Consider the following 26,143-nt stretch of genomic DNA (forward strand, 5'->3'; position numbering starts at 1 on the left):
TTTAAGCGGATTATCGTGTAGACGATTATTCACCGGTTTCATCATGTGAGGCATCCACCGGTTTGGATTCAGGTGAGCCTTTCTGACGTAGATAAATAGACAGCACAACGATGGAGAGCACCGATAGAAACTCACTTTGCCAGTTTTGTAGCGACTGAAACCAGAATTCAGACGTACCCATAAACTGCCAAAACGTTAGTAATTCGCTTTTCCCTTTCAGCGTCTGTTCGGTGTTATACTGCTTAAGGCCTCCGAGCGCGTGTAGCCAGAACGAAACTACGAACAGTAAAAAGAAAGCAATACTGAGCGAATTCTGATACAGCTTCAGCACCCAGCCTCCCCGCCGAACGGGCCAGGGCGCTCCTTTTCGCTTTGGTGAAGGCTCCCGGTCGACTTCTTCGGGTTCCGAGAGGCTTTTGGATTCGGAAGAGCCTTTCTGATACAGTGAAACAGTCAGGAGGACGTAGAGTCCCATCTGTAAAAATTCACTTTCCCAGTTTTCGAAGACGGATTCGATGCAATGGCCACTGGTCAAGTAAGTTGGCAACGTAATAGAAGGCTGGCCGTAGTCGCTCAACTCGTCGTTAAACTCGTGCCAGCCTACGATGATCTGACCGCCTAAGGTTACGACGGTCAGGAAAATAAATACGAGAGAAAGACTGTTCTCGCGCAGAAATTTTTTCATCATAAAAAAATAAAATGGTTCAACTCTGTACTACGTCATGCAGTGAATCAGCCCCTACCAATTTTTTGTATAGCGTCAAGGCCTGAGCCACAACCTGATCCATATTATAGTATCGATACGTGCCTAATCGCCCTACAAAATGAACGTTTTCCAGTTCGTCTGCCAACTGCTTATACCGGCGATAAAGATCCGCATTTTCGGCTCGTGGAACGGGGTAGTAAGGGTCGCCTTCGTCCTGTGGATATTCGAACGTAAGACTGGTTTTTGGGTGTTCCTGTCCGGTTAATTTCTTGTACTCGGTGATGCGCGTATAGGCATGATCGTTCGGATAATTGACCACGGACACAGGTTGATAATCAGGAATGTCCAGCGTCTGATGATCAAACCGCAATGACCGATAAGGAAGTTTGCCATAGCAGAAATCAAAGTACTCATCGACTGGCCCCGTATAGATCAACTGATCAAACGATAGCTGGTCTTTTACCTGATTAAAGTCGGTACTCAGCATCTGGTGGATGTTGGGATGAGCCACCATTTTTTCAAACAACCTGGTGTAGCCATCCAGGGGCATGTACTGAAACTCGTCGGTGAAATAGCGATCATCCTGATTGGTACGGGTTGGAATGCGCGAGGTCACCATTTTGTCCAATTCCGACGGATCAACACCCCACTGCTTGCGGGTATAGCCCCTAAAGAACTTTTCGTATAAATCACGGCCTACCTGACTGACAACCACATCTTCAGACGTCCGAATATCATCCACCGGCTCACCAACAGACTTAAAATATTCGGCTAGTTCTTCGGAGGTAAAATCAAAGCCATACAGTTTATTAACCGTATCGAGATTAATAGGAATGGGAAGTAACTGTCCATTTACTGATGCCAGCACCCGGTGTTCATAGGGACGCCACTTGGTAAACTGCGACAGATAAGCAAATACGTCAGGCGAATTTGTGTGAAAGATGTGTGGGCCGTATTGGTGAATCAAAATGCCATCTTCGTTGAGACAATCATAAGCGTTACCACCAATATGATGGCGTTTATCAATCAGGAGCACTGTCTTTCCAGCCTGAGTGGCTAATCGTTCGGCTAATACACTTCCGGCAAAACCGGCACCAACAATGGCAAAATCGTACGTCATAAATAGAAATTAAAAGAATGCTTGTATTTTTTTAGAATTAACAGTAGGCATTAGGTAACGGCTCCTGTACCGTGTTCTCCTGTGAGGAAACGGCCCTGATAGGCTCTTTGTTACTGAGAATTAAACTAGCTTTGTGGCAAGCATTCGTCGAAATTTTCATCCCTACCCCTACCGCTGGCTTTTGTTGACAGAGATTGAAAGTCTGTTCAGGCAGCAACTTTTGTTAAGCGGCTTTAATAAAAGATAACAAAAAAGCCGCGTCAGTTCAACTGGTCGCGACTTTTTTGTTATTGAAGCAGGTAGCCGCTAATCACTTCCTTCTACTTTGACCAGTTTATTATATAGACCCAGCAGCAGAAAGGGAGCTGCCCACTGACCGACAAATAAACTCGTTTTACGGTCGCTGGTAGCCTGTAAATAAGCCGAAACGCCCATGGAAGCCAAGGCAGCCCACAGAAATAAATCGGAAGGAAGTTTAGCGGTCTGCTTTTCAATAGCTTTGGCTACAGGCCCTTCTTTGTGTTCTGGATTGGATGAGTCTGATGATTTCATAGAATTTGAGAATTAAGATGAGAAAATATTTCCAGCGTTTACGCTTTGTGTGGGCGTTTCTTTCTGGATAAGAAGGCAAATACAGTAGCGGTTACCACAACGCCAATCAACGCCTGCCTAAGTAAGCCTTGCCGATTGTATTTCCAGTCGGCTTTCATGCCCTTCTCGGCAAAAATATTGGGAACACGACTTTGCTTTAAGTCATCGATGATGCCTTCCACTACGTTGACTCTGTCGGCAATCAGCAAGGGCAACCAGTGGCCATACTCCGATTCACTGAATCGAAAGGCAAACCGGCGAATATGCCCACTAAGCCCTGAGGGCGGAACGGATGTACCAAATACCGCACTCACATTGGGTCGCTCGTTCGAATGAAGTACTTCTATATCAACGGGTTGTTGTGATGGTCGCTCCCAGGTATACCCCTTTTGCTCAACCGGTACGCCGTCGCGATCGGTACGGTTTTTAATTGGGTAAGTAGGATCATTTTTCGGATCGGCATCGATGCCCCAACCCAGAATATGCGAATAGTCCTTTGGTTTTGTTTCTATCGTTTCCATGATACGTTGGGTTTAGCCTTTAGCCGAAGGGATGAGAACGGGTTTGATGCAATTATCCAGCTTGTTGGCAAAGATGTTATAGGCCTCGGCTACTTCTTCCAGCGGCACCCGATGGGTAATCATGGCTTTCGGATTAAGAATACCATTCTGTATGTGCTCGATCAGCCGAGGTAGCAGTCGTTTTACCGAAGCCTGATTCGCCCGGATGGTAATGCCTTTGTTCACTACGTTGCCAATCGGGACCAGGTTATCGGTAGGGCCATACACGCCCACAATCGAGACGATTCCGCCTTTTTTAACCGAGTTGATCGCCCAGTGAAGCGCCGTTGCTGAACCGGCCTGTATCAATAACTTTCGACCCGTAATCGTTTGCAGGGCGCTACCTTCTGCTTCGGCGCCCACGGCGTCGATACAGACATCGGCCCCCAGCCAATCGGTTATCTTCTTGATAAACAATACCGGATCGTCCATTTCTTTAAAATTGTAGGCTTCACAGGGGGCGTAGTTGCGGACAAACTCAAGCCGGTAGTCCACATGATCAATAACAATAACACGACCCGCACCAAACAACCAGGCGCAACGGGCGGCCATAATGCCCACCGGACCTGCGCCAAACACTACAACCGTATCGCCGGGTTGAATACCACCCATTTCAGCCGCCTGGTAGCCGGTTGGTACTACGTCGGTCAGCAAAACGGCATCGTCGGGGTCCATTTCCGGCGGAATAACCGTAGGCCCAAAATTGGCATAGGGCACCCGGACGAATTCAGCCTGCCCGCCATCATATCCACCGGCGGTATGCGAATACCCAAAAATGCCTCCTACCGCCGTGGCCTGTGGATTTGATTCATGACAATTACCGTATAAACCCTGCTGGCAAAAAGTACATTTGCCACAGGCAATATTGAAGGGAACTAGTACCTGATCGCCCACCTTCACCTTGTGGACCTCTGGGCCAATTTCCTCAACCACCCCGATAAACTCATGGCCGAACGTCATTCCAACCCGGGTATCAGGTACGTTGCCGTTGTATAAGTGCAGATCTGAACCACAAATACAGGACCGTGTAACCCGCACGATGGCATCTTCCGGATGCTTAATAGTCGGCATGGGTTTGTGATCGATACGGACCCGCCGAGGGCCCCGGTAATTCATAGCTAACATAGATGTTGTGTGTATTACGTGTGATACGTTTCCAGATTACTGCCGACCGGTTGATTTACTGGTGGGTTTCATAGCATTGATACCTTCTTTTCTGTCACGTTGTGTATTATGACTACCCGGTGAAATTTTGCCAGCGGCCGTGGCCGTTACGTCCGATTCTGCGCCGACTCTCGAAGGTGGAATGGGTTTGTTTGACCCCGGTCTACGCTTGGTTTTATTGTCTTTCGAGTAAGGAACGCCATTGCCTTGTGTCAGACCTGTGTTGGCTTTTCGGGCCTGATTTACGGGACCAGCCCCGGCTTGTCCTTTGCCAGCTCCATCTGACTGAGCCTGAATGCGTCCTGCCAGTAAAAGCAGGGGAATAATTAATAGGATCGTTTTCATGCGTTGAGTTATCTGGTAAGCTAACTGGATGTATGATTAGTAAAGAACTATTCATACTACGTAGTGACCCGTTACCAGCTAGAGAAGTAAGGCAACGGTTACTGCGTCGATACGTTTGGGTGAATCAACGGGAGACAGGAAATCGGGGGGGGCTAACTAACGTGAAAAGAACGTAGCACACAGATATTCCATATATCGGCATCAGTTCGGCTCAGAATCAGCGGAGTTCAGCAAACCCGCCGTTACCGTTAACGTACCGGTTTGGGGATCAATCAGGCCGTTACGTTCGTCTTCAATGTCGGTTGCCTGCGTGTACATATCACCGGCAACAGGATACTGACGGAGTTGTTGTTTAAATAAGCGAATCTGTTCCGTACGATCCTGGGGTTGGTTAGGCCCACCGTAGTTGGCAAACCCAAAGCCACCCCATTCGCTGATGAGTAAGGGAACCTGACCACGGTAAAAAAACGGGTCGCCCACCACCAATGGGAAAGCTGCTACGTCGGTCAATTCACCCTTGGTCAGTCGATCCAGCAGTAGTTTCCATTGATCTAAATCGGGTGTATAGAGGTGAGCCGTCAGCAGGTCCGACTTCAGGCGACCTTCAAACGAAATATGCTGCCAGCCATCATTATCTACGATCAGATACTGTGGATAAGCCAGTTTCATGTAATGATACATATCCATAATGTACTGACGCGTATCCGCATTGGTGGCAATATCCTGAGCGCCCCAGTCTTCATTGTACAAACTCCAGATAACTACCGATGGATGCGTACAGATCAGAGACACCATCCGCAACAGTTCGGACCGGTGATTCTGACGGCTGCGGGGCGTTGAACTATGGGGGCTGGGAACTTCTACCCAGAGCAATAGCCCCAGCTTGTCGGCCAGGTTATAAATGCGGGGATCAACGCCCGCAATGTGAACCCGTACCAGGTTACAGCCTAATGCTTTCATGGCTTCCATATGGGCTTTCATTTCCTCGTAGGTTGCCGTACCTGGCTGATAAAGAATACCATCCAGATAAATCCGCTTATTATTCAGACAGATGTAGCGCCCCCTGGTTTCAATCTTGCGCAGACCAAAGCGGGTTTCGATCTGCGCGACATACCCCTCCGAATCAATAAGCTGCGCGATCAGTTTATAACGTACCGGCGACTCTGGCGACCAGAGCTGGGCTCCTTTCAGATCAACTACTACCCGTTGTTGTTTCTGGCCTACTTCGAGTCGCAGGGGAAAATCGGACGTAGCCAACGGTTCCCACGCATGAAGATCAAAGACCTGAAGACGTAGCGTGTAGTCGCCTGGATCATGAATGCGCGTCGTTACGCTGAAACGTACCAGCTGATCATCATTTTCACTGACAACCTCTAACCGGGAACGTAGCCGATTCCGCTCGACGGTTTCTAACCACACACTTCGTACGGCTCCTGTATACGTCTGATACCAAATGCCACCCCGTTTATAGACATGGGATTCCTGCTTGCCTCTGGGAATTTCGGCGTCCATTGTGTCGGCGATACGTACCGTTAACCGATTTGTTGGGCGAAGATATTCTTCCGGTAATTCGTAGGAAAAGGACGTGTATTCACCGAAATGAATTTCTTCATCTTCGATCGTACGGAGTGGGTAACCATTAAGCCAAACCCGGGTTTCATATCCACAAGCGCCAAAGGTGAGCTGAATCATTGACCGGCTGGTGGATTCGCTGCGATCCGGCAATAAAAACTCCCGTTCGTACCAGGCGACCACTTTATCCTGCCAGCCGGTAGGTATTGATTGATCTTTGCCCTCCGCCAGATGCGATTCTATGGAACCTGGCCAATGCGCTGTTCGTATGAATGTATGCCGAACGTACCACTGCTGATGAAGCCCCACATCGTTGGAATCTAGCGCAAATTTCCATTCTCCATCCAGTAGCATATAATTGTTCGGTCGAAGAACCGCTCTGGGAAGCAAATTCTCTGGTTCGGAACCTTTGTCGGTATTGGGCCGACTGGCAGAAAAGCTGGTATTCGGGCGTTTTGTCTCCATATATGCAGTAAAAAATTAGGCTTTTAATGCTGAACGTATTCGTCTCAAACAATGAGATATATTTAGTCGAAAGCTGGCACTCCTATTTATAGTTAATGCATTTAGCGGCTTTAGATAGCTATGAGCATCCAAAAAAATTTCGGTACACTACTGATAAAAAGTGGCAGTTATTGAACGTAACGAACCTAACAATACCTCTTCAAGTCAATACACGTTCCTTATAATTGACGCATCAACCCGTAATCGCCAACTTGTTTCAGATATAGCAAATGGGCCAGGATGCCATGCAGGTTGGCGATACGTTGCTGGGCTTCGGGGAACGTAGCGATGCTTAGTTGGGTATGCTCATTCTCACCTTCTTCTCCTGTCGATCGGCCGTCCAAAGCGTTGATCTCGGCTACTGGCATCCGGTGTTCGTAATAGAAGAAATGAAGGCATTCATCACTGGTGGACGTAGCGGAAAATAAGGGGCGGCTGAATAGAGGCTTTACGTCGGACATATTGATTGGCAGGCCCGTTTCTTCGCCTAATTCCCGAACCGCTGTTTCCACAGGAGAGAAGTCTTTCTCATCGACCATCCCGGCGAGGTGCTCATACGTTAACGACCCGTCGCAGGTACGTCGCTGACGAACCAGGAGAACGTATTTTTCCTTTGCTGATCGATTAAAACAACCAGCACGGAAACCGCATCGCCCTTCAGAAAACAGATTGGGTTTAGCCTGGCGCCTTCAGGGGTCAAAGCGTCGATCTTCATGAGCGCATACAAAACATGTCCGTCTTTCTCGGCCCGATGGACATATATTGGGTCAATTTCGTTTATGGTTACTTTATTTTCTACCAGGTGGCGATGCCAGTTTTGGTATATCGCCGTTTTAGTCAGCGGTTTTATAACACTCATGCCTGATGTGGTAGATGGCTGGTCGATGGATTTGCGGCTGGATGCCCAGAAAGTAAATTAGGCGCATTCAGATTCGCGTTATCATCGATGCCCACGCCCAGCCGATCAACTAACTCACCACCCAGCCAACCGGTTAGAGCTGTCAGCATAAATGCCAGGCCGGAACTGATCAGGGCCAGTGCTGGTGGTTGGTAGCCAGGCTCGCCCGTGCGCCAGAGCCAGCTTGCCCCAAACAGTAGTAAAACCACTACGTTGCCTACCCCATGAAACAAACCGATACGTTTGACGCGTGTATAGGCCGGGATAGCTAACCAGTCAATCCAGCCAGGAATGGCAGCAGCAAAGCCTGATATAAGCCCGGCAGTTATCATCCAGTAAGCGACTAAAACCATTTTCTGGTTTTTGTTTAACAGATACACCCCGTCGAAGATGACGGATGTAGCCAGCAAGCCTAATGGAAAAACCACCAGAATCGGGTGGGCTGCGTGTCCAGCCAGTTTTGCTTTGCTCTCCATACGTTTGCGTTTATTGAGCCTAACTGGACGTCAATGCTATCCGTTTTACTAGTCGACAGGATAATTAGGGAAAGGGGAATTCTACTGTCAGGCAATAAAAAAATCAGGCCGCCCGATAAGTCTAAAGTGGACGTACTGGCTGTTACCACTCCTCATCGTAGCTGTAAACTAGTGAACAAGTAAAGTGAAGATGCAGAAAGCAATACTTGGGTTACGTACGGGTTGACTTAATTAGCAACAAGCGTTCTAGCTAATGAAAACACTTTTCGATCAATGGCCATATTGCAAGTTGAGTTTGGCTTATTAAATGCCCCATTTAAGGTACAGGGTATATGAACTTTTCTTCGTCTCAGGCAGGAGGGTATTCTGTGATTAGACTTTTTACATTTCTAGACAAATATTACTTAGCTTCATGTCCAGTAAAAGGTAGCAAATTCAATATGGACTGTATTCTTAAAAATAATCCATTTAATAGCCTGCTGTTAAGGTGTACTAATAACGGTATTATGGTCTTGAGCTAAAAGCCATTTCCCTTTCCGTTTAACGAATACATAGGTTTTTATTTGTCGCTCATTCTTATGCTTAACCCCATCAGGGGTAATATAGTCATCCATTTGATGGACAACATCTCCGATAGAAACATCCGGTGTAAGAAAACGAATGGCCATACTTTCTATCTTCATCGTAACGCCTTTCAAAAATGTTTGATGAACTGAGCGCACTAAGTTTAGCACATTATCCCGCCCCTTGTCTATACCACCTCCCGGATTGATATGTCCCCAATCGGGAGTTGTGTAAGTAGGGGCGTGTTTAAAACTGCCATCGTTAAAATCCTGTTGAAATAAGCGAATGACCGCTTCGACAGACGCCTTATCTTGGGCCGTTTGGCCTACACAAATCACGGATACAAAAGATGCCGTTAGGAGTAGGAAATAAGATCTCATGGTGAACGTTTTGCTGCGGGATGAGTGCGAATATGTTAGCCAAAGTACAAAACTTCGGGCTAAATACCGTTTTCAGTAATCGCCCAATTATGAAGCAGATGCATGAATGCTACGTCGTCTCAAGTAGGAGGCTTTCCTGAGATCGTGCAACTATTGGCTACGTAACCATCTTAAGTTGGCAAGCGAATCATATAAAGCCGTGACCAGCACATTTTGCGGGCGCTTCAAAATTATCATTGATTTTCTGGTCAAGAACGACAAAAATGATCTTCCAGTAAAAAGGTACGTACTAGAATAGACAGTAAACTTTACTGATACCATCAGCATTGGCAGTCTTTTTGCACTAAATCTATACTGAGAATGGTTCCACACTCAGTGGTGCAGAATTCCGGCTGGAATTTCTACTGGATTTGATAGGTATATATTGAGTTGGCGTTTGTACCATTGCGCCCAAATTTCCTTTTAATGCGCTTATTCTGTTTCCTTTGGATGCTGCTTCCGCTGGCGTTGTTGGCGCAACCGTCTCATTGGACGGACAAAGGGTGGCAGGCGCTTACTATTTCCGACGGGCTTTCGCAGGGCATGATCTTCGATCTTAAGCAGGATCAGAAGGGGTTTATCTGGGTAGCCACCAAAGATGGATTGAATCGATACGATGGTCATAATGTCAAAGTCTTCTCCTATGATCCCTACAACCAATTTAGTATTTCCGATAATGCCTGCTCCTCGTTACTCATCGACCGGAAGGGAAGGCTTTGGGTGGGGACGTTCAACAAAGGACTGAACCTGTACGATGACAAAACGCAGCGATTCTACCATATCGCTATCAGTAGCCAGGCGTCTGCCAATGCCAATAACGTTGAAATTCAGGTATTGACCGAAGATCCCGAAGGGAATATCTGGGTAGGAACCAATGTAGGTAAATCCTTCAAGATTGAATTACCGGCATCACTTCAGCAGGGTTTTCCAGAAGAGGCCAACTTCACGAGTCAGGTTCGGATTCAGTCGTTTAGGTTGGGTATCGATCGGGCGAAACAGGATCATTTGCCTTTCAGTTTCAACGCCAATGGGCAGGCGCTAACAGGGTCGAGTCATGGCCTCTATTCGTTTAACTGGCGTAAACCCAGCTCGTTCGCAAAACGAAATCTGTTTTCTTTGGAGGCTATTGTTTTGTATGATCTCTACGAAGATCCGCAACAGGATTTTCTCCTTGTAAGCACCCACAATCACATCAAAGCATGGCATCAAGGGGCCGTTAAGGCAATTGACGTACCCGGAACAACGACTAAAGGAGCCCAGATCGAACGTATCGACAAAAACACCCTGGCCATTTGGACGGTCAGCTATCTGTGGCTACTGTCGGCCAACGAATTATTCTCCAGAGACAGCCTACGTGTTCAGGATGCATTTGTTACGTTCCCCCCCGATTTATACGCCGTTACGTCCATCCTCAGGGATAAGACAGGTAACATCTGGGCGGGCACTAGTGGCTATGGACTTCGTAAGTTTAATCCTCAGGTCAAGCAGTTTCACGCCTACTTGCCTAAAATAAGTCTTTCTCAGCTCTACGTTGATAAACAGGGACGTAGCTACGTCCGCCATCAATATGCGTATAGCCTACTGAACCGGGAAACGAATCGGCTTGTCCCGTTTCTGGACGAAAACCTTCCGGAGGCTGACCGGCGACAGCGCTTTTTTATACAGGATCGGCAGGGATTCTTCTGGGTTTCGAATACCAATTTCCAGACGCACGAACAGTTTCTGCTCAAATTTTCCAGTAACTGGCAATTGCTTAAGAAATATCCCATGCCTGTTGGGACAGAGTTTGGCTTTTGGGGAAATCAGACACTAGAAGATTCTTCCGGGTATCTGTGGCTTGGGGCTATGATGGGGAAACTAGTTCGATTTGACCCAAAATCCGAATCGTTTACCGTTTTCAGTTATCAGGCGTCACCCGAAACGGAAACCTATGCACTTGTGCAGGAATCCGATAGCTCTTTCTGGATTGGTACGCAGCAAGGCCTGATTAAAGCCAGCCATCTGGCGACTAAACCAACCTTCACGTACTATAAAAACTCGGCAACCAACCGGCAGAGTTTGAGCAACGATTTCGTGCTTTGTCTGGCCAATGACCCCAACGAACCCGATCGCTATTTGTGGATAGGGACAAAAGGGGGCGGGTTAGATCGGCTGGATAAGCAAACCGGACATTTCGAGCATTTCACCGAAGTTCAGGGGCTGCCTAACAAAGTGGTTTATGGTATTCTGAGCGATCCGTTTCATCATCTCTGGTTAAGTACCAATCGGGGTTTATCGCAGTTTAATCCGCAGACGAAGCAGTTTCGCAATTATACGCGAGCCGACGGGCTTCAGGACGATGAGTTCAATACAAGTTCCTTTTTCAAAGCCGCTTCGGGCGAATTGTTGTTTGGTGGAGTCAATGGGCTGAGTACTTTTCAGCCGTCAAAATTCTCCGGGATGGGTAAAAAACCACCCTTGGTGAATATTATCGGGGTAAAAGTCAACAATAAACCGGTAGAGGTCAGGGATGCCGCTCAGCTACTGACGCAAGGAATTGAATATACCCGGCAACTCGACCTGGCGCATGACCAGAATCTGCTTACGTTCGAGTTTAGCGCGATGGATTACACCAATTCAGCCAACAACCGATACCGCTATCGACTGGCGGGTATTGACCGCGAGTGGGTGGAAGCGGGCACTAATCGGTTTGCCAATTACGCGCAATTACCCGATGGAAGTTATACGCTTCAGGTGATGGGTTCTGCGGATGGCGAAAACTGGAGCAAACCTGTCGAATTACAGATTCGGGTGCATCCGCCCGTTTACCGAACCTGGTGGGCCTATCTGTTCTACACCTTGGTTCTGCTGGCAGTCGGATGGCAGCTGTACCGATTCCAGACGCAGCGGTTGTTGCTGGAACAACAGGTTGATTTTGAACAGAAAGAAGCCAGTCGATTAGTCGAGTTAGATGCCCTGAAAACTCAGTTTTTCACCAATATCTCGCACGAATTCAGAACACCACTCACCTTGATTCTAGGACCACTGAATGATTTGAGAAAACGGTTTCGGACGGAAAAGCAAGTAACGCTGACAGAACCGACGGTGGTGCTTATGGAGCAAAATAGCAATCGACTCCTGAGCCTGATAAACCAGCTACTTGATCTAAGTAAACTCGAAGCAGGCCAGCTCAAGGCAGAGCCTCAGCCGGGCGACATTGCCGGATTCTTCCGAACGCTGGCCAGTTCGTTTATTTCTTTGGCAGAAAGTCGGGGTGTTACGTTCCATTTCTCTCAGAACCAGGATGTTGTTTTAGCCAGCTTTGATCATGACAAGTGCGAAAAAATCGTAACGAATCTGCTCTCGAATGCCTTTAAGTTTACTCCTGAAGGCCAGCAGGTCCGCATGCAGGTTCATTATCCCGAATCAGATGGTGCTACGTTGCAATTGACGGTTGCTGATACCGGAATCGGAATTGCCCCCAAAGACCTGTCCCATATCTTCGAGCGCTTTTATCAGCGGTCTGCTGACGTAGTGAATAGCCAATCAAAACGATATTTTGAAGGAACAGGCATCGGTCTGGCATTGGTATATGAACTGACTCAGGTGTTAAATGGGAAGATTGAAGTCGTTAGCACCGAAGATATTGGAACAACCTTTACTGTTACGTTGCCATTGGTCAACATTGATACGTTTACTGCTGCTACGTCGTGGTCTGCGAAGGAGATGAACGTAGCAGTTCTCAGTCAGCCTATCGTGCAGTCCTCAACAATTGAGTTATCCGAAAACAGCGCCGACAATATTCTGCTGATCATCGACGACAATGCCGACATCCGGGCTTACGTACGTAGCATTTTTGAAACGGATTACCAGATTCTTGAAGCCGTCGACGGGCTGGATGGGCTGGAAAAGGCGACTGCTACGTTACCCGACCTGATCATTTGTGATCTGATGATGCCCCGTCTGGATGGATTTGGGTTTTGTCGCAAACTCAAAACGCAGGAAGCAACCAGCCATATTCCCGTAGTGATGCTCACGGCTAAAGCTACGGTTGAAGATCGGATTGAAGGGTTCGAACTGGGCGCTGACGACTACCTGACCAAGCCCTTCAACCGAGACGAAATTCAGGCGCGGGTACGTAACCTGATTCTACAACGGCAACGTTTGTATAAACACTTTGCTACCCAAAATCCTGCTCCAGTAACTGCTCTTTCTACCCCTGAGCCTACCACTTCAGAACTTCCCCTGCCCGAGCAAAAGTTTCTTAACCAACTACGGGCAGTGGTCATGGAGCACATCGATCAGGCTGATTTTACGGTCGAAGCGCTGGCCGAAGCCGTCAATATGAACCGGGTTCAGCTCTATCGTAAACTGAAAGCCATTATCAACTCGACGGCAACTGATTTTATACGGGACATCCGACTGGAGCAGGCAGCCGTCCAACTTCAGTCAGGAACCGAAACGGTAAGCCAGATTGCCTACAGTGTTGGGTTTGATAGCTTATCATATTTTTCTAAAGTGTTTCAGGAACGCTATCAAGTTCCTCCTTCGAAATATGGCCGAATGAATCCTGGTCAGGTTGCAGACAACTAACGTGAGTCATGGTTATCTGTCAAGGTAAGTATTTAATTAATAGATCATTATCGAGTTTTTGTCATCCTGACGCAGGAAGGATCTTAGGGTTTCCTAAATAGAATGTCAGGAAACTTTAAGGCCCTTCCTGCGTCAGGATGACAAAAACTTGATAAGCATGATTCACTCTATTTACTCCCTTCTATAGAATAGTTGTCATTTTGCAAAAACTGGTAATTTGAATAGCTAATTTGTTGTCGAAAACTCACAAATAAGCTCTTTTTGTTTCTCTGTAACGAGAGAGCTAAAGATTGTAACGAGCGAGTTAAAGAATAATCAGGCGAATCGGGTATTTGCCAGGGCGATTTTACCCCGGTAAATACCCTCTTATTTTTCCTGATTACTCGCATGAAAAATTACTACGTACTTCGTCATTTTTTGCCATTGGGTCTGCCCTCGACTGGACTGATCCGCCAACTTGTTCTCCTCTTGTGTCTGCTGATAGGTTCCATTCGTTTCGGCTATGCTCAGAACTATGTGTGGGCCAAACGTATGGGGGGGGCAGAGTTTGCATCAGGCATTTCAGTAGCGGTGGATGGCTCGGGCAATGCTTACACGACCGGCTCTTTTGCTGGTACGGTTGATTTTGACCCCGGTGCGGGGGTAGCCAACCTAACCTCGGCGGGCAATTTCGACATCTTTGTGAGTAAACTGGATGCCTCGGGTAACTTCGTATGGGCCAAGCAGATGGGCAGTACTGGTCCTGATCAGGGCAGCTCGATTAAGGTGGATGCATCGGGCAATGTTTACACCACTGGTTCTTTTTCTGGTACAGTTGATTTTAATCCCGGTTCGGGAACAGCCAACCTGACTGCGGCAGACGTTAGTGACATCTTTGTAAGTAAACTCGATGCCTCGGGCAACTTCGTGTGGGCAAAAGCGATGGGCGGCTCCGGTAATGATGTCGGTAACTCGATTGCGGTGGATGGTTCGGGCAATGTTTACACGACCGGCTCTTTTGCTGGTACGGCTGATTTTGACCCCGGTGCAGGTGTTTACTCTTTATCAACGGTGGGCAGTGCTGACATCTTCGTGAGTAAGCTCAATGCCTCAGGCAACTTCATATGGGCCAAAGCGATGGGCGGCTCCAATTATGATGTAAGCAACTCAGTTGCGGTAGATGGTTCAGGTAATGTCTACACCACTGGGTCCTTTGCTGGTACGGCTGATTTTGACCCTGGCTCAGGAGTAGTCAACCTGACCTCCCCAGGTACGTTTACGGATAACATCTTTGTGAGCAAGCTTGATGTTTCGGGCAACTTCGTATGGGCTAAACAAATGGGTGGTTCTACTCAGGATAAAGGTAGGTCGATTGCGGTGGATGGTTCGGGCAATATTTACACCACTGGCTCTTTTATAGGTACGGCTGATTTTGACCCCGGCTCAGGAGTAGTCAACCTCACTTCGGTAACGTCTGCGCCTGACATCTTTGTGAGTAAGCTCGATGCTTCAGGCAACTTCGTATGGGCTAAAGCGATGGGCGGCTCCTCCTTAGAAGTAGGTAACTCAATTGCGGTAGATGGGTCGGGCAATGTTTATACAACCGGTGGTTTTCAGGGCACGGTTGATTTTGATCCCGGATCAGGGGTAGTCAATCTGGTATCGGAAGGTCCGGCCATCTTTGTGAGTAAACTCGATGCTACAGGCAGCTTTGTATCGGCCAGACGTATGGGGGGAAGCACCAATGATGCTGCTCAGGGCTATTCAATCGCGATAGACGGATTGGGTACTATCTACACTACTGGTTATTTTTCTGGTACGGTTGATTTTGACCCCGGTTCAGGAACCGCCAATCTGACCTCCACCGGTACTCAGGAAATATTTGTGAGTAAACTGAGCCAGGCACAACCACCGCAACTCGTTACCTCGGCGAGTCCCAACCAGGTTTGTGTGGGTAATTCGGTAGCTCTGTCGGTCACCGCAACGGGTGGCACCAGCCCATACTCCTACACGTGGGTAGCACCGACGGGCGCAACCCTTTCAGCCACGAATACTGCGTCGGTATCGGCCACGCTTACGCTTTCCGGGGTGAAAACCTTTACCGTAACGGTAGCTGGGGCAAATGGCGCATCGAGCACCCAGCCGGTCAACGTAACAGTCAATACGTTAAGCCCCGATTATCAACCGCTGGTCGATCTTTACACTAGTACAGGAGGGGCAAACTGGACCAATCGCACCGGCTGGCTCAGTGGCTGCGATCCCTGCACTGGCAACGGCGGCAGTCCCTGGGCCGGTGTCGTCTGTAGCAATGGTCGGGTGGTCCGGCTCAACATGGACAGTAATAACATGATTGGCAGCTTACCCGCCAGTATGAGTGCCTTAACCCAGCTAGTCAACCTCCAAGTACCGAATAATCAGTTGACGGGCGGTATTGATGCGCTCAGAAATCTGGCTAATCTGGTCGATATCAATCTGTATAACAATCATTTCTCGGGTCCGTTACCCTCCTTTACCGCCATGACCAGTCTGCAGATACTGGTAGCACACGGCGGCAATCAGTTCAGTGGGTCAATCCCGGCCAGCTTAGGAACGGCGGCCATGCAAACGATCAATCTGGCGGACAACCAATTGAGTGGCTGTTTCCCCAGTAGTTTGAGTGTGGTTTGTGGCCGGTCAGTGGATTTTTCGGGTAATTCAGGTTTGCCAGGGGGTGGTAACTTTGCTACGTTCTGTCAGGTGCCAATGGCCAGTGCCAGCACCTCTACCCCAAACGTAACAGTGGGTCAGACGGTGAGCCTGAGTGCTACAGGAGGAACGTATTATAACTGGCGCGGCCCATCAAGTTATACAGCCAACGTAGCAAATCCCAGCTTTGTATCCAACAGTACGGCCCAGAGCGGAGTATATTCGGTAACGGTGAGCAACGGAAGCTGTACGGGTAATCCCACCGCCAGTGTGGGAATAACGGTCAATCCATGTCCTTTTACCACTTACAGCGTTACCAACACGGCCGATGCGGGAGCCGGGAGTTTGCGCCAAGCCATGCTCGATGTGATGGCCAGCACCTGTCCCGGTCCGTTCACCATTACGGCCAGCGTGAGCGGCACGATTAACCTGGCCAGCGTACTGCCCGAAATTGTTGATGATGTAAGCTTCATCGGGCCGGGAGCCAGCAATCTCACCATCCGCCGAAGCTCAGGCGGTAACTACCGCATTTTTACTATACCCAATACTAATACCGTCAGTTTTGATGGGCTCACCATTGCCGATGGTTTCGCCAGTTCGAACACTGGCGGGGGAATCCAAAACAACGGCACGCTGACCCTATCCAACTGCATATTGAGGAATAATAAGGCTGGACCTTACGGAGGGGGCGTGCATAACATGGGTGGAGCTAGTCTAACGGTCACTAACTGTCGCTTTGAGAGAAACTCAGCAGTGCAGGGCGCGGGTGGCATACTGCATCATGGTTCATTATTGAGTATTACCAATAGCACCTTCATCGCTAACGCAGGGAATACAGGGGGTGGCTTATTTATAGGTTTTAATAGTTCTAATACTACAGTTAACAATTGTTTATTTGTTGATAATTCGGCCCTTTTTGGCGGAGGGATGTCATTCGTAACACTCGTTACGGTAACCAACTGTACGTTCACTGGCAATGATGGAGGAGGAATTGATGCGTACACGGGTTCGGGATTATTTACGAACACTACGATCAGCCTGAACAAAAACTATCCTACAGCCTATAATTCAGGGGCAGGAATCAGTGTTTATAATAGTGTTACCGTCACGCTCAAAAACTGTATCATCGCGGGTAACATCGATTCTGATGGGACAACCCCCAAGGACATCGTTAATGAAGGTACGATCAGTGCTTCTACCTACAATGTGATCGGCACGGGCGGTTCGGGTGGGCTGACCACTGGTGTCAACAACAACATCGTAGGGGTCAACGCCCTGCTGGCTCCGCTGGGTAATTATGGGGGCACCACCCAAACCCATGCCCTGCTGCCGGGCAGCCCCGCCATCAACGCTGGTACGGCCAGCGGTGCCCCCACCGCTGATGCGCGTGGCATCAGTCGGGTTGGGGTTACCGACATCGGTTCGTTCGAGTCACGGGGTTTTTCAATGGCTTTAACGAGTGGTAACAATCAGAGTGCTACGGTCGGTACAGCATTTGCCAACCCATTAGTCGTTACGGTGAGTAGCGCCAACAGCGAGCCGGTGGCGGGCGGTGTTGTTACGTTCACGGGTCCGGGTTCGGGAGCCAGCATCAATCCGGTTTCGATTACGGCCAGTATTGCAAGCGCCATCGCTTCTGCTTCGGTAACGGCCAATGCTACGTCGGGTAGTCCCTATAACGTAACGGCCGGTGCTAATGGTGCTACGCCAAACCGCACCTTCAACCTTACCAATACGCTCGCTGCGCCCACTATCGCCGGTTTTGCCGCCAGCCCCAATGTAGTTTGCGTGCTGGGTAGCCCCGTTACGTTCACGGCGACAGTAGGCAACGTAACGGGTAGCTACGTTTATACGCTGACCAATGGTAGTTCCACTACGATGGGCACTACGTCCAATACGTCGTTCAGTCAGAGTCTGACGGCCAGCGGGTCGGGCCTACAGACATTCACGCTCATCGTCAATACTAACAGCCAGACGATCCGGGCCACTACCAACGTAACGGTATCATCGGCCTCAATCAGTTACGTTACCCAAACCGGAGCGGGGGTGCAGAACGGTAGTTCGTGGGCCAATGCCTACCCTGGTACGATGCTCCAGACAGCCATCAACTCGGCTTCCTCGTGTGGTGGACAGGTATGGGTAGCCGCTGGCGTCTACAAACCCACTACCGGTTCCGACCGCAACGCCAGCTTCTCGATGCGCAATAATGTAACCATTTACGGCGGCTTCCCGGCCACGGGCAGCCCCACGTTTGCGCAGCGGGGAATTGTGGACCCCATTACCGGAAATCCATCCAGCAGCACCCTCTCGGGCGAAATAGGTGACTTTAACAGCCGAACCGACAATTCACTCCATGTGATCAACAACCCCGCCAGCCTGAGCTTAGATGCCTCCGCCGTGCTGGATGGTTTTGTCATCACGGCTGGATACACCCCTAACGATGGAGCAGGGATGTACAACGACGGGAGCGGAAGCGGCAACCGCTGTAATCCCACGCTGCGTAACTGTAGCTTTGTCAACAATCAGGCTAACGAAGGAGGAGGCATCTACGCCAACGGTTCAGGGGGAGGGCAAAGCAATCCGCAATTGACCAATTGTAGTTTTAGCCAGAACACAGCACAAAGTGGAGCAGGTATCTACGCCAATGGTTCAGATGAGGGACAGAGCGTCCCCCAGTTGACCAATTGCGACTTTATCAGCAACACAGGAAGTTTGGCAGGTGGAGGGCTTTATCTGAGTCGGTACAATAGCCTGCCGAGGGCACTGTATTTAACCAACTGCCGCTTCCTGAATAATGTCGGTGGTACGAGTAGTAGAGGAGCGGGAGTCCAGGATAGTGGGAGTGATATATCGCCTGTGGTGGTAACTGGCTGCCTCTTCGAGAACAACAGCGCGACCGAAGGCGGTGCGTTTAATTCTGCTGAGCTTACCCAGGCCCAGTTTATTGATTGTACATTCCGAAGAAACTCGGCGGATTTCGGTGGTGCTTTAGAAATCGCCAGCCCCACAAGCTGCACCTTCCTCAACTGTAATTTCGAGGCTAATCGTGCAGGCGCTATTCATACGGTGATCCGTGGCCAGCTTCAACTGACTAACTGTACCTTTGATGGCAATTCGGCGCGGGGCGGGGGAGCCATCGAGACGGATGCTTTAACGACGCTGACCCATTGCCGTTTTCAGAGTAATACAGCGACTGGAGGTAGTGGTGGGGCCATCTCAGCGACTGGAGCGCTGACGCTGACCCAGTGCCTTTTTCAAAACAACTCGGCTTCTGTTACGGGCGGAGCCATCGCCACATCTAATCTGTTGCTGACCAATTGCAGTTTTCAGAACAACTCGGCTTCATTTGGTGGTGGAGCCATCGATGCTAATGCAGGGACGCTGCTCAACTGTGTGCTGTTCAACAATGGCACACCTGCCAACGCGTTGTCCGGTGCTTTTGCGGCCAGATACACACTCTTTGAGCAGGGCATGACGGGCTACACCAGCGGACCAGGCAACCTCACCACCACCGTCTCGCCCTTCATCTCGACTACGTCAGCGGCTCTCAATGCCTGCGCGCTAGCCATCAACGCGGCTGATCCCGCTACCACCTCGGCCACAGTGGGTAACACTGATCTGGCGGGAAACCCCCGCTTCTTCAACGCCCTGGACATGGGGGCCTACGAGTTTCAGGGCAACCCGGGTAACCTGGTGCTGAACAATCCCTCGGTCAACACCGGTACAATAGGTGTAGCTTTTAGCCAGTCTTTCACCGCATCGGGCGGCACTTCGCCTTATAGTTTCTCACTGGCCAGCGGCACGTTGCCAACGGGCCTGAGCTTGTCCGCAGCGGGCGTCTTGTCGGGCACTGCTACCCAGAGCGGCAGTTTCTCCATCACCGTGCGGGCTATCGATGCCAATGGATGTGTGGGTGTGGGAGCTACCTATACCCTGGTGGTGAATCCGGCTAGCCCCACTATCTCCGGCTTTACAGCCAGTCCCAATGTAGTTTGTTCAGGTAGCCTCGTTACGTTCACGGCGACAGTGGGCAACGTAACGGGTAGTTATACTTACACGCTCACCAACGGCAGTTCTACTTCTATCGCCGGTAGTACGTCCAGTACCGCTTTCAGTCAGACGCTGACGGCTGGCGGTTTGGGCGTCCAGAGCTTCACCTTGCTGGTGAGCAATGGTGGTCAGCCAGCATCGGCCGTAACCAGTCTGACGGTAGGTCAGTCCGGTGTAACACGTCTATATGTGAAAGCCAATGCCACAGGGGCAAACACAGGACTGAACTGGAATGATGCGTTTCCTGATTTAAACTCAGCCCTGCACTATGCCTGCATAGGAAGTCTGACTGAAATCTGGATAGCCAGAGGGAAATACACGCCAGCTACGGGTACCTTTTTCCTGCACCCTGACGTAGCCATTTACGGAGGCTTTGAAGGAACCGAGATGGAGCTGAGTCAGCGGCCGCTCATCAACCTGAGCCATCCGTCCTCTACCACGCTTTCGGGGGATATAGACAATGACAATACCTTAGCCAATAATGCTCAGATTATTATTTACAATACCCTGCGGCTGACCAACACGGCCATTCTGGATGGAGCGATCATCACGGGGCCAAGGTCTGGCACGCAGTCGGCCGCTATCCATAATAATAGTGATGGTAACCCTGCTAATGGTCTGGTAGGCACTGAGTGTAGCCCTGTATACCGTAATCTTTTGTTTACAGGATTTGCCTGTGATGGTGATATATTTGGCAATGCCTGTACAGGTCAATTTGTTCAGAACATAGCTGTCAATGGAGGAGTTACCAATCCCAGCTTCGTTAACTGTGTGTTCCGGGATAATCAGGGAGATGGCTACAATAGTGGTACGATCTATAACCTGTCGCTTGCTAATTCGCAATCCACATTGAAGCCCCAATTTATCAACTGTGTGATCGCCAATCATACGGGTGGAGCGTTCATGTACAACGCTGGAATCGCATCACCTCAGTTTATCAATTGCTCGTTTCTGAATCTGCCAAATGGATTAGTTGATAACAACATTAATCAACCTAATGGATCTTCGGAGATTCAACTAACGAACTCGGTATTGTGGAACGCGGGCGGGGCCAACACGTTTAAAAACTCCGTTGCGAATACAACGCTTACTGTCACGGCCACCTATAACCTGCTGGACCAGGCAATCACGGGCTACACCAGCGGACCGGGCAACCTGACAACCACCAGTTCGCCGTATGTATCGGCCAGCGACCTTACTCTGCCAACAAATTCGCCTGCCATCAATGCGGGTAACCCGGCCAGCATGACGGTTGTCAGTGCCCCTTACTCCGCTACCGGCCTGCCCAAAATGGATGCATCGGCTAATCCACGTATCGTCGGAAGTCGGGTCGATATGGGCGCATTGGAAGTACAAAATCCACCCCCGCCAACGCCGACCATTACAGGATTTGCTGCCAGTGCTAGCGCTGTTTGTACAGGTAGTCCGATCACGTTTACGGCCACGATAGGCAACGTAACGGGAAGCTACAATTATACCCTTACCAATGGCACTTCTACCACAACCGCTACGTCCAGTAATACCGCGCTGAGCCAGAGTCTGGTGACTTTAAGTGCCAGCAATCAAAGCTTTACATTGACGGTAAGCAGTGCTGGTCAATCGGCCAGCGCCCTGACTAACGTAACCATAAACGGGTTTCCTGTCGCTACGTTAACCAACAATGGTCCCATCAGTTGCACGATGACTTCGGTAACGCTGACGGCTTCGGGCGGTACGTCGTATACCTTCACCAATAGCAGTGGCGTAGTGGGTACACCCGGTACGTCCAATACCGTTGTGGTGGCAAATGCTGGAAGTTACTCGGTAAGCGTAGCTAACGCCGGTGGTTGCGTAAGTACTACGTCCACCCTCGTTAGCAGTCAAACCAACGTACCCACGGTGAATATCAATCCTAGCAGCGCTACGTTGACCTGCACGAATCCGGTAGTTAGCCTGAGTGCGGTGGGGAATGGTACGTATCGATGGAACACGGGGGCCACTACGTCGGTGATCAGTGCTACGTCAGCCGGGCCGTATTCGGTTACGTTGACGGGAGCGAATGGATGCACCGCCAGCGCGTCGGCCAGCGTAGTACAGGATAATACGCCCCCTTCGGTGAGTATTAGTCCTGGGTCTGCTACGTTGAGTTGCGCTACGTCTTCCGTTAGTCTGTCGGCGGTGGGTAGTGGTACGTACCGCTGGAGTACGGGAGCGACTACACCCACCATCAGCGTCTCTACGGCTGGTCCTTATTCAGTAACCTTAACTGCGGCAAACGGCTGTTCCGCTTCTGCTTCCACCACCATCTTCCTTGATAATACCCCACCAACGGTTAGCATCACTCCCAGCAGCGCTACGTTAACCTGTACCAGTCCGCTGGTTAGCTTGTCGGCGATTGGTACGGGTTCGTTACGTTGGAACACGGGGGCCACTACGTCGGTGATCAGTGCTACGTCAGCCGGACCGTATTCCGTTACGTTGACGGGGGCTAATGGATGCACCGTCAGCGCGTCGGCCAACGTAGTACAGGATAACACGCCCCCTTCGGTCAGTATTATTCCTGGGTCTGCTACGTTGAGCTGCGCTGCGTCTTCCGTTAGCCTGTCGGCGGTGGGGAGTGGTACGTACCGATGGAGTACCGGAGCTACTACTCAAGTTATTAGTGCTACGTCGGCAAATACCTACTCCGTTACGTTGACGGGGGCGAATGGTTGTACGGATATGGCCAGTATTAATGTTACGTATCAGAATTGTGCGCCTACGCTGGCCAATGCCATTCCCAACCAGTCGGCCATCGTGGGCCAGGCCTTCAGTTACACCATACCCGCCAGTACGTTCACCGATGCTGAAACGCCCAGTAACCTTACCCTTTCGGTAATAGGGCTGCCGGCAGGACTGAGTTTCGTGGCTCCCAACGTCATCACCGGTACGCCGTCTACCACCCTGGGTTCGCCCTTTAGTGTCACGGTGATTGCTACCGACCCGGGTGGTTTATCCGCTAGTACCAGTTTTAGCCTGAGTGTACAGCCCGGTCCCAATAGCTTTGCCATCACTAATGTCACGCTGCTCAACTGTGATCACCTCTCGTACTATGCCCGCCGGATTGATTTCTCTACCGCTTATAGCGGTACCAATGGCCAGCCCATTAGTGTCTCCGTAGTTAATGAACTCACCGCTACCACGAATACGGGGCCTTATTCATTAACGGTTTACACCGACAATCCGGAAATTCTGCTTCGTGCTCGTCAACAAGGCACACCGGGTGAAGCTACCTACAGCTTCCGGTGGCTGGAAGGCTGTTTCAACGGGCCGCCAATTGTTCTCAATAGCATTCCGCCCCATTCGGTCACGCTTGGCCAGGCATTTAGTTACACCCTCCCGGCCAACACGTTTACCGACGCCGAGACACCGAATAGCCTGAGTCTGTCGGTGGTGGGTTTGCCAGCGGGGGTAAGTTTTGTGGCTCCTGCTACGTTAATGGGTACGCCTTCAACAACTGTCAGCCCTTTCTATAGCGTGACGGTTATCGCCACTGATCCGGGTGGACAATCCGTGTCAACGATCTTACCCTTAAGTGTGGAAATTCCGGGCGGTTGCGCGAACATGTACACCCTGAAGGCTGGAGATTGGAATGACACGAGTTTATGGTCGTGCGGACGGGTACCACTCATCACCGACGTAGTGACTATCAATCATGCGGTGAGTTTGCCCGCCAGTTATCAGGCACAGGCATTTCGGATTATCTACAGCGCAACGGGGCGATTAGTGTTTGGTACCAGTAGTCGGTTGCGGCTGGGGGGTAATTAGTGTGGCAACATCCCCATGTCATAAAATCGGTTTTTGACTTTGTGACATGGGGATGACTGCTTTCATTTAGGGGTGTTGCAACTGCCAGGTTTGCCGATAAGGTGCGTGGCTCACGATCGGACTGCTCTGCAGGTCGCATTTCCTCATTAAACAACCACCCGCTCAGCAGGTGGATTTGTTAAAAAGGAGCGGGCAGAGCCCGCGGGCTTACTCATCAGGAGACCCAAATAAATCAAAATCAATACTTTGAGTTTCCTCTTTGCGATCCTCTGTTTCTTGATATTTTACGTACCGACGAATATGATCTTCATTAATTCCCACTGTGTTGACAAAATAGCCCCGTGACCAGAAGTGGTTGCCCCAGTAAGGCTTCTTCCGCTCCGGCGGCCCGGTTCAACTGAGGATAGCTCTTGAAAAGCTTGATGGCCAGTTTGCCTTTCAAAGTACCCATTAACTCCGAAACCGATACGCGCGGTGGAATGCTCACCACCCAATGAACATGATCAGCCTGCACATTCAGTTCGATCACTTCACAACCTTTCCACCGCGCGGGCGGCCCCGTCACTCAGTAAGCGGATGTCATGCTCAACCAGATCTTTGACCAGACCCGTCAACACCGCGACGGCGGCCCGGCCGAAAGCGATATTTCGGTGTCCAGACGATGTGGTAGTCACATTTCCAGACGACATGAGATTGTTTCTTATACTTACTCATGTTGTAAAGCTAACCAAAAGGCGTAGCCCTCAGTACATCACCACCGCCCAAGGCGGTGGGTTTTCGAGTTTCACTAAAAAAGCATGGTTTGAATAGTTTTGAGTCGCCAAACCTAAACTACCGACCATGCTCCACTTCGACACCGACGATCTACATGATGTTTTCGTGTATGCAATGATAGACGACTATTTCAAGACTTGCAACCACGCTACCCCTACTGGTGCTGCCGCCAACGGGCAACCACCCAAATTGACCGATGCTGAACCGGGCCGCCGGAGTGGTATTGTTTGTCTTCATAATTGGCTGTCTGGACTACGGAGCTAACTGCCAACAATCCAGGCGCGCCATGAAACGCGCTCCTAACATCACCCACAAACTCAGTCGCTCCTAATTTAACCGTCGACTCCATAAGTTGCAGGACCGTTTGTGCGAGCTTCTGGACCTGCTGAGCCAGTGGGCTAAAACGGAAAATACTCAGTTTGCTATTGACTCCTGCCCCTTACCTGTCTGTAAAAACATGGCTCCGGCCACCCGGTCGCATCAGCCGTTGCCAGTTAGCCCAGAGCGAAGCCTTTCGGGGCTATAACGCCAGCAAGCGTGAGTATTTTTATGGCTACAAAGTACACCTGATCACAGCGGCTGATGGGCGTATCGTCGAATTCGAACGGTCCGCCGTCGCGGTTTACACCAGGCAGTGTCCATGACCAGATCGCCTTTGACCTACTAAACTTTGAGTTATTTACCGGCAGTATAGTTTATGCCGCTAAAGCCTATAACCATTATGTTCAAGAAGATTTGCTGGCTCAGCCCGCCGGGATTGCTTTTGAACCCATCCGACGTAGTAACTCCCGTCAGGCAGACAATGATTACTGCACTAATTGGTTACGCAAGCAGGCTCGGCGTCATGTCGAAACGGACATCAGTCAGTTGGTGAGTCATTGGCCCAGGCGTATTCATGCCGTGACGGCGAAAGGCTTTCTGCTCAAAGTGGTGGGCTTTGTCATGGCTCACAACATTTTGTTCTATTTCTAACCACACAACTTAGGTTACATTTGATCAATCCGATAGTAATCAAGTCATGACCACAGCCATCGACAAAATCTTTTGGGAGAACTCACGACGCTATGGCAGCCGTCGTATACAGGAAGCCCTAAAAGAACAAAGCCTACATGCTGGTCGTCATCGGATTCGTCGCTTAAAGCAAGAGCAAGGTTGGCGAGCTATTCAGCCTCGTAGTCGCTTCGGCGATCCGATTCGTGCCTAAAACGACTGACTCCCGGCATGGCTTAACGGCTTGTGCGAATCGGTTGATTGAGTTGGGTAAGCCCACTGCTCCTAACCAAGCTTGGGTCGGGGACATCAGTGCGCCATGAAGACGCAGTTTTTTTTGAAGACTGCGTTGGCTGATTGTTGACCGGCAGTTGTAATACTGCCCGCC

The 26,143-nt window shown here is 50.0% G+C and carries 14 protein-coding genes and 2 pseudogenes; 4 read left to right on the plus strand and 12 right to left on the minus strand.

Annotation, left to right across the window (positions count from 1 at the left end; translation table 11 throughout):
- Positions 1 to 25: 25 nt before the first annotated feature.
- From IC229_RS30975 to IC229_RS31020, 11 genes are all read right to left on the minus strand, one after another.
- Positions 26 to 685, minus strand: a complete 660-nt coding sequence (locus IC229_RS30975) for a DUF6766 family protein (protein ID WP_190892228.1) — start codon at positions 683 to 685, stop codon at positions 26 to 28.
- 19 nt (positions 686 to 704) lie between these two features.
- Complete coding sequence (gene glf, locus IC229_RS30980; protein WP_190892197.1) at positions 705 to 1,826, minus strand: UDP-galactopyranose mutase; 1,122 nt, start codon at positions 1,824 to 1,826, stop codon at positions 705 to 707.
- A gap of 306 nt (positions 1,827 to 2,132) precedes the next feature.
- Positions 2,133 to 2,378, minus strand: coding sequence for a hypothetical protein (locus IC229_RS30985; RefSeq protein WP_190892199.1), 246 nt, complete (start codon positions 2,376 to 2,378; stop codon positions 2,133 to 2,135).
- A gap of 38 nt (positions 2,379 to 2,416) precedes the next feature.
- Positions 2,417 to 2,938 carry a hypothetical protein gene (locus tag IC229_RS30990; protein ID WP_190892201.1) on the minus strand — a complete coding sequence of 174 codons (522 nt, stop codon included), beginning with the start codon at positions 2,936 to 2,938 and terminating at the stop codon, positions 2,417 to 2,419.
- 12 nt (positions 2,939 to 2,950) lie between these two features.
- Entirely contained in the window at positions 2,951 to 4,102 is a 1,152-nt protein-coding gene (locus IC229_RS30995; protein ID WP_190892203.1) for a zinc-dependent alcohol dehydrogenase, read from the minus strand.
- A gap of 36 nt (positions 4,103 to 4,138) precedes the next feature.
- Positions 4,139 to 4,486 (minus strand): hypothetical protein, encoded by a 348-nt coding sequence (locus IC229_RS31000; RefSeq protein ID WP_190892205.1) that lies wholly within the window; start codon positions 4,484 to 4,486, stop codon positions 4,139 to 4,141.
- A 201-nt stretch (positions 4,487 to 4,687) separates the two neighbouring features.
- Entirely contained in the window at positions 4,688 to 6,523 is a 1,836-nt protein-coding gene (locus IC229_RS31005) for a glycoside hydrolase family 2 protein (protein ID WP_190892207.1), read from the minus strand.
- Between the two features lie 218 nt (positions 6,524 to 6,741).
- Positions 6,742 to 7,230: an NUDIX hydrolase gene (locus tag IC229_RS31010; RefSeq protein WP_223834295.1), complete on the minus strand. Its 489-nt coding sequence runs from the start codon at positions 7,228 to 7,230 to the stop codon at positions 6,742 to 6,744.
- Entirely contained in the window at positions 7,122 to 7,421 is a 300-nt protein-coding gene (locus IC229_RS35515) for a hypothetical protein (protein ID WP_223834292.1), read from the minus strand. Before IC229_RS35515 ends, IC229_RS31010 begins: the two co-directional genes overlap by 109 nt.
- Positions 7,418 to 7,936 (minus strand): DUF2231 domain-containing protein, encoded by a 519-nt coding sequence (locus IC229_RS31015; protein WP_190892209.1) that lies wholly within the window; start codon positions 7,934 to 7,936, stop codon positions 7,418 to 7,420. Before IC229_RS31015 ends, IC229_RS35515 begins: the two co-directional genes overlap by 4 nt.
- A 482-nt stretch (positions 7,937 to 8,418) precedes the next feature.
- Positions 8,419 to 8,880 (minus strand): SgcJ/EcaC family oxidoreductase, encoded by a 462-nt coding sequence (locus IC229_RS31020; RefSeq protein WP_190892216.1) that lies wholly within the window; start codon positions 8,878 to 8,880, stop codon positions 8,419 to 8,421.
- Between the two features lie 465 nt (positions 8,881 to 9,345).
- Between IC229_RS31020 and IC229_RS31025 the strand changes: the two genes are divergently transcribed.
- Positions 9,346 to 13,491: a hybrid sensor histidine kinase/response regulator transcription factor gene (locus tag IC229_RS31025; RefSeq protein ID WP_190892218.1), complete on the plus strand. Its 4,146-nt coding sequence runs from the start codon at positions 9,346 to 9,348 to the stop codon at positions 13,489 to 13,491.
- 387 nt (positions 13,492 to 13,878) lie between these two features.
- Positions 13,879 to 23,991, plus strand: a complete 10,113-nt coding sequence (locus IC229_RS31030; protein WP_190892220.1) for a choice-of-anchor Q domain-containing protein — start codon at positions 13,879 to 13,881, stop codon at positions 23,989 to 23,991.
- Positions 23,992 to 24,198: 207 nt separating this feature from the next.
- Here IC229_RS31030 and tnpA read toward each other — a convergent pair.
- Positions 24,199 to 24,705, minus strand: a pseudogene (gene tnpA, locus IC229_RS31035) (IS200/IS605 family transposase).
- Between the two features lie 126 nt (positions 24,706 to 24,831).
- On the opposite strand from tnpA, the pseudogene IC229_RS36325 reads away from it, so the two are divergent.
- Together IC229_RS36325 and IC229_RS36215 are read left to right on the plus strand one after the other, a co-directional pair.
- Positions 24,832 to 25,737 (plus strand): annotated as a pseudogene (locus IC229_RS36325) (IS982 family transposase).
- A 46-nt stretch (positions 25,738 to 25,783) separates the two neighbouring features.
- Positions 25,784 to 25,969 carry an IS3 family transposase gene (locus IC229_RS36215; RefSeq protein WP_190892224.1) on the plus strand — a complete coding sequence of 62 codons (186 nt, stop codon included), beginning with the start codon at positions 25,784 to 25,786 and terminating at the stop codon, positions 25,967 to 25,969.
- Positions 25,970 to 26,143: the final 174 nt, after the last annotated feature.

The organism is Spirosoma profusum (genome assembly GCF_014699005.1).
In the GTDB taxonomy this organism is placed as follows: Bacteria; Bacteroidota; Bacteroidia; order Cytophagales; family Spirosomataceae; genus Spirosoma; species Spirosoma profusum.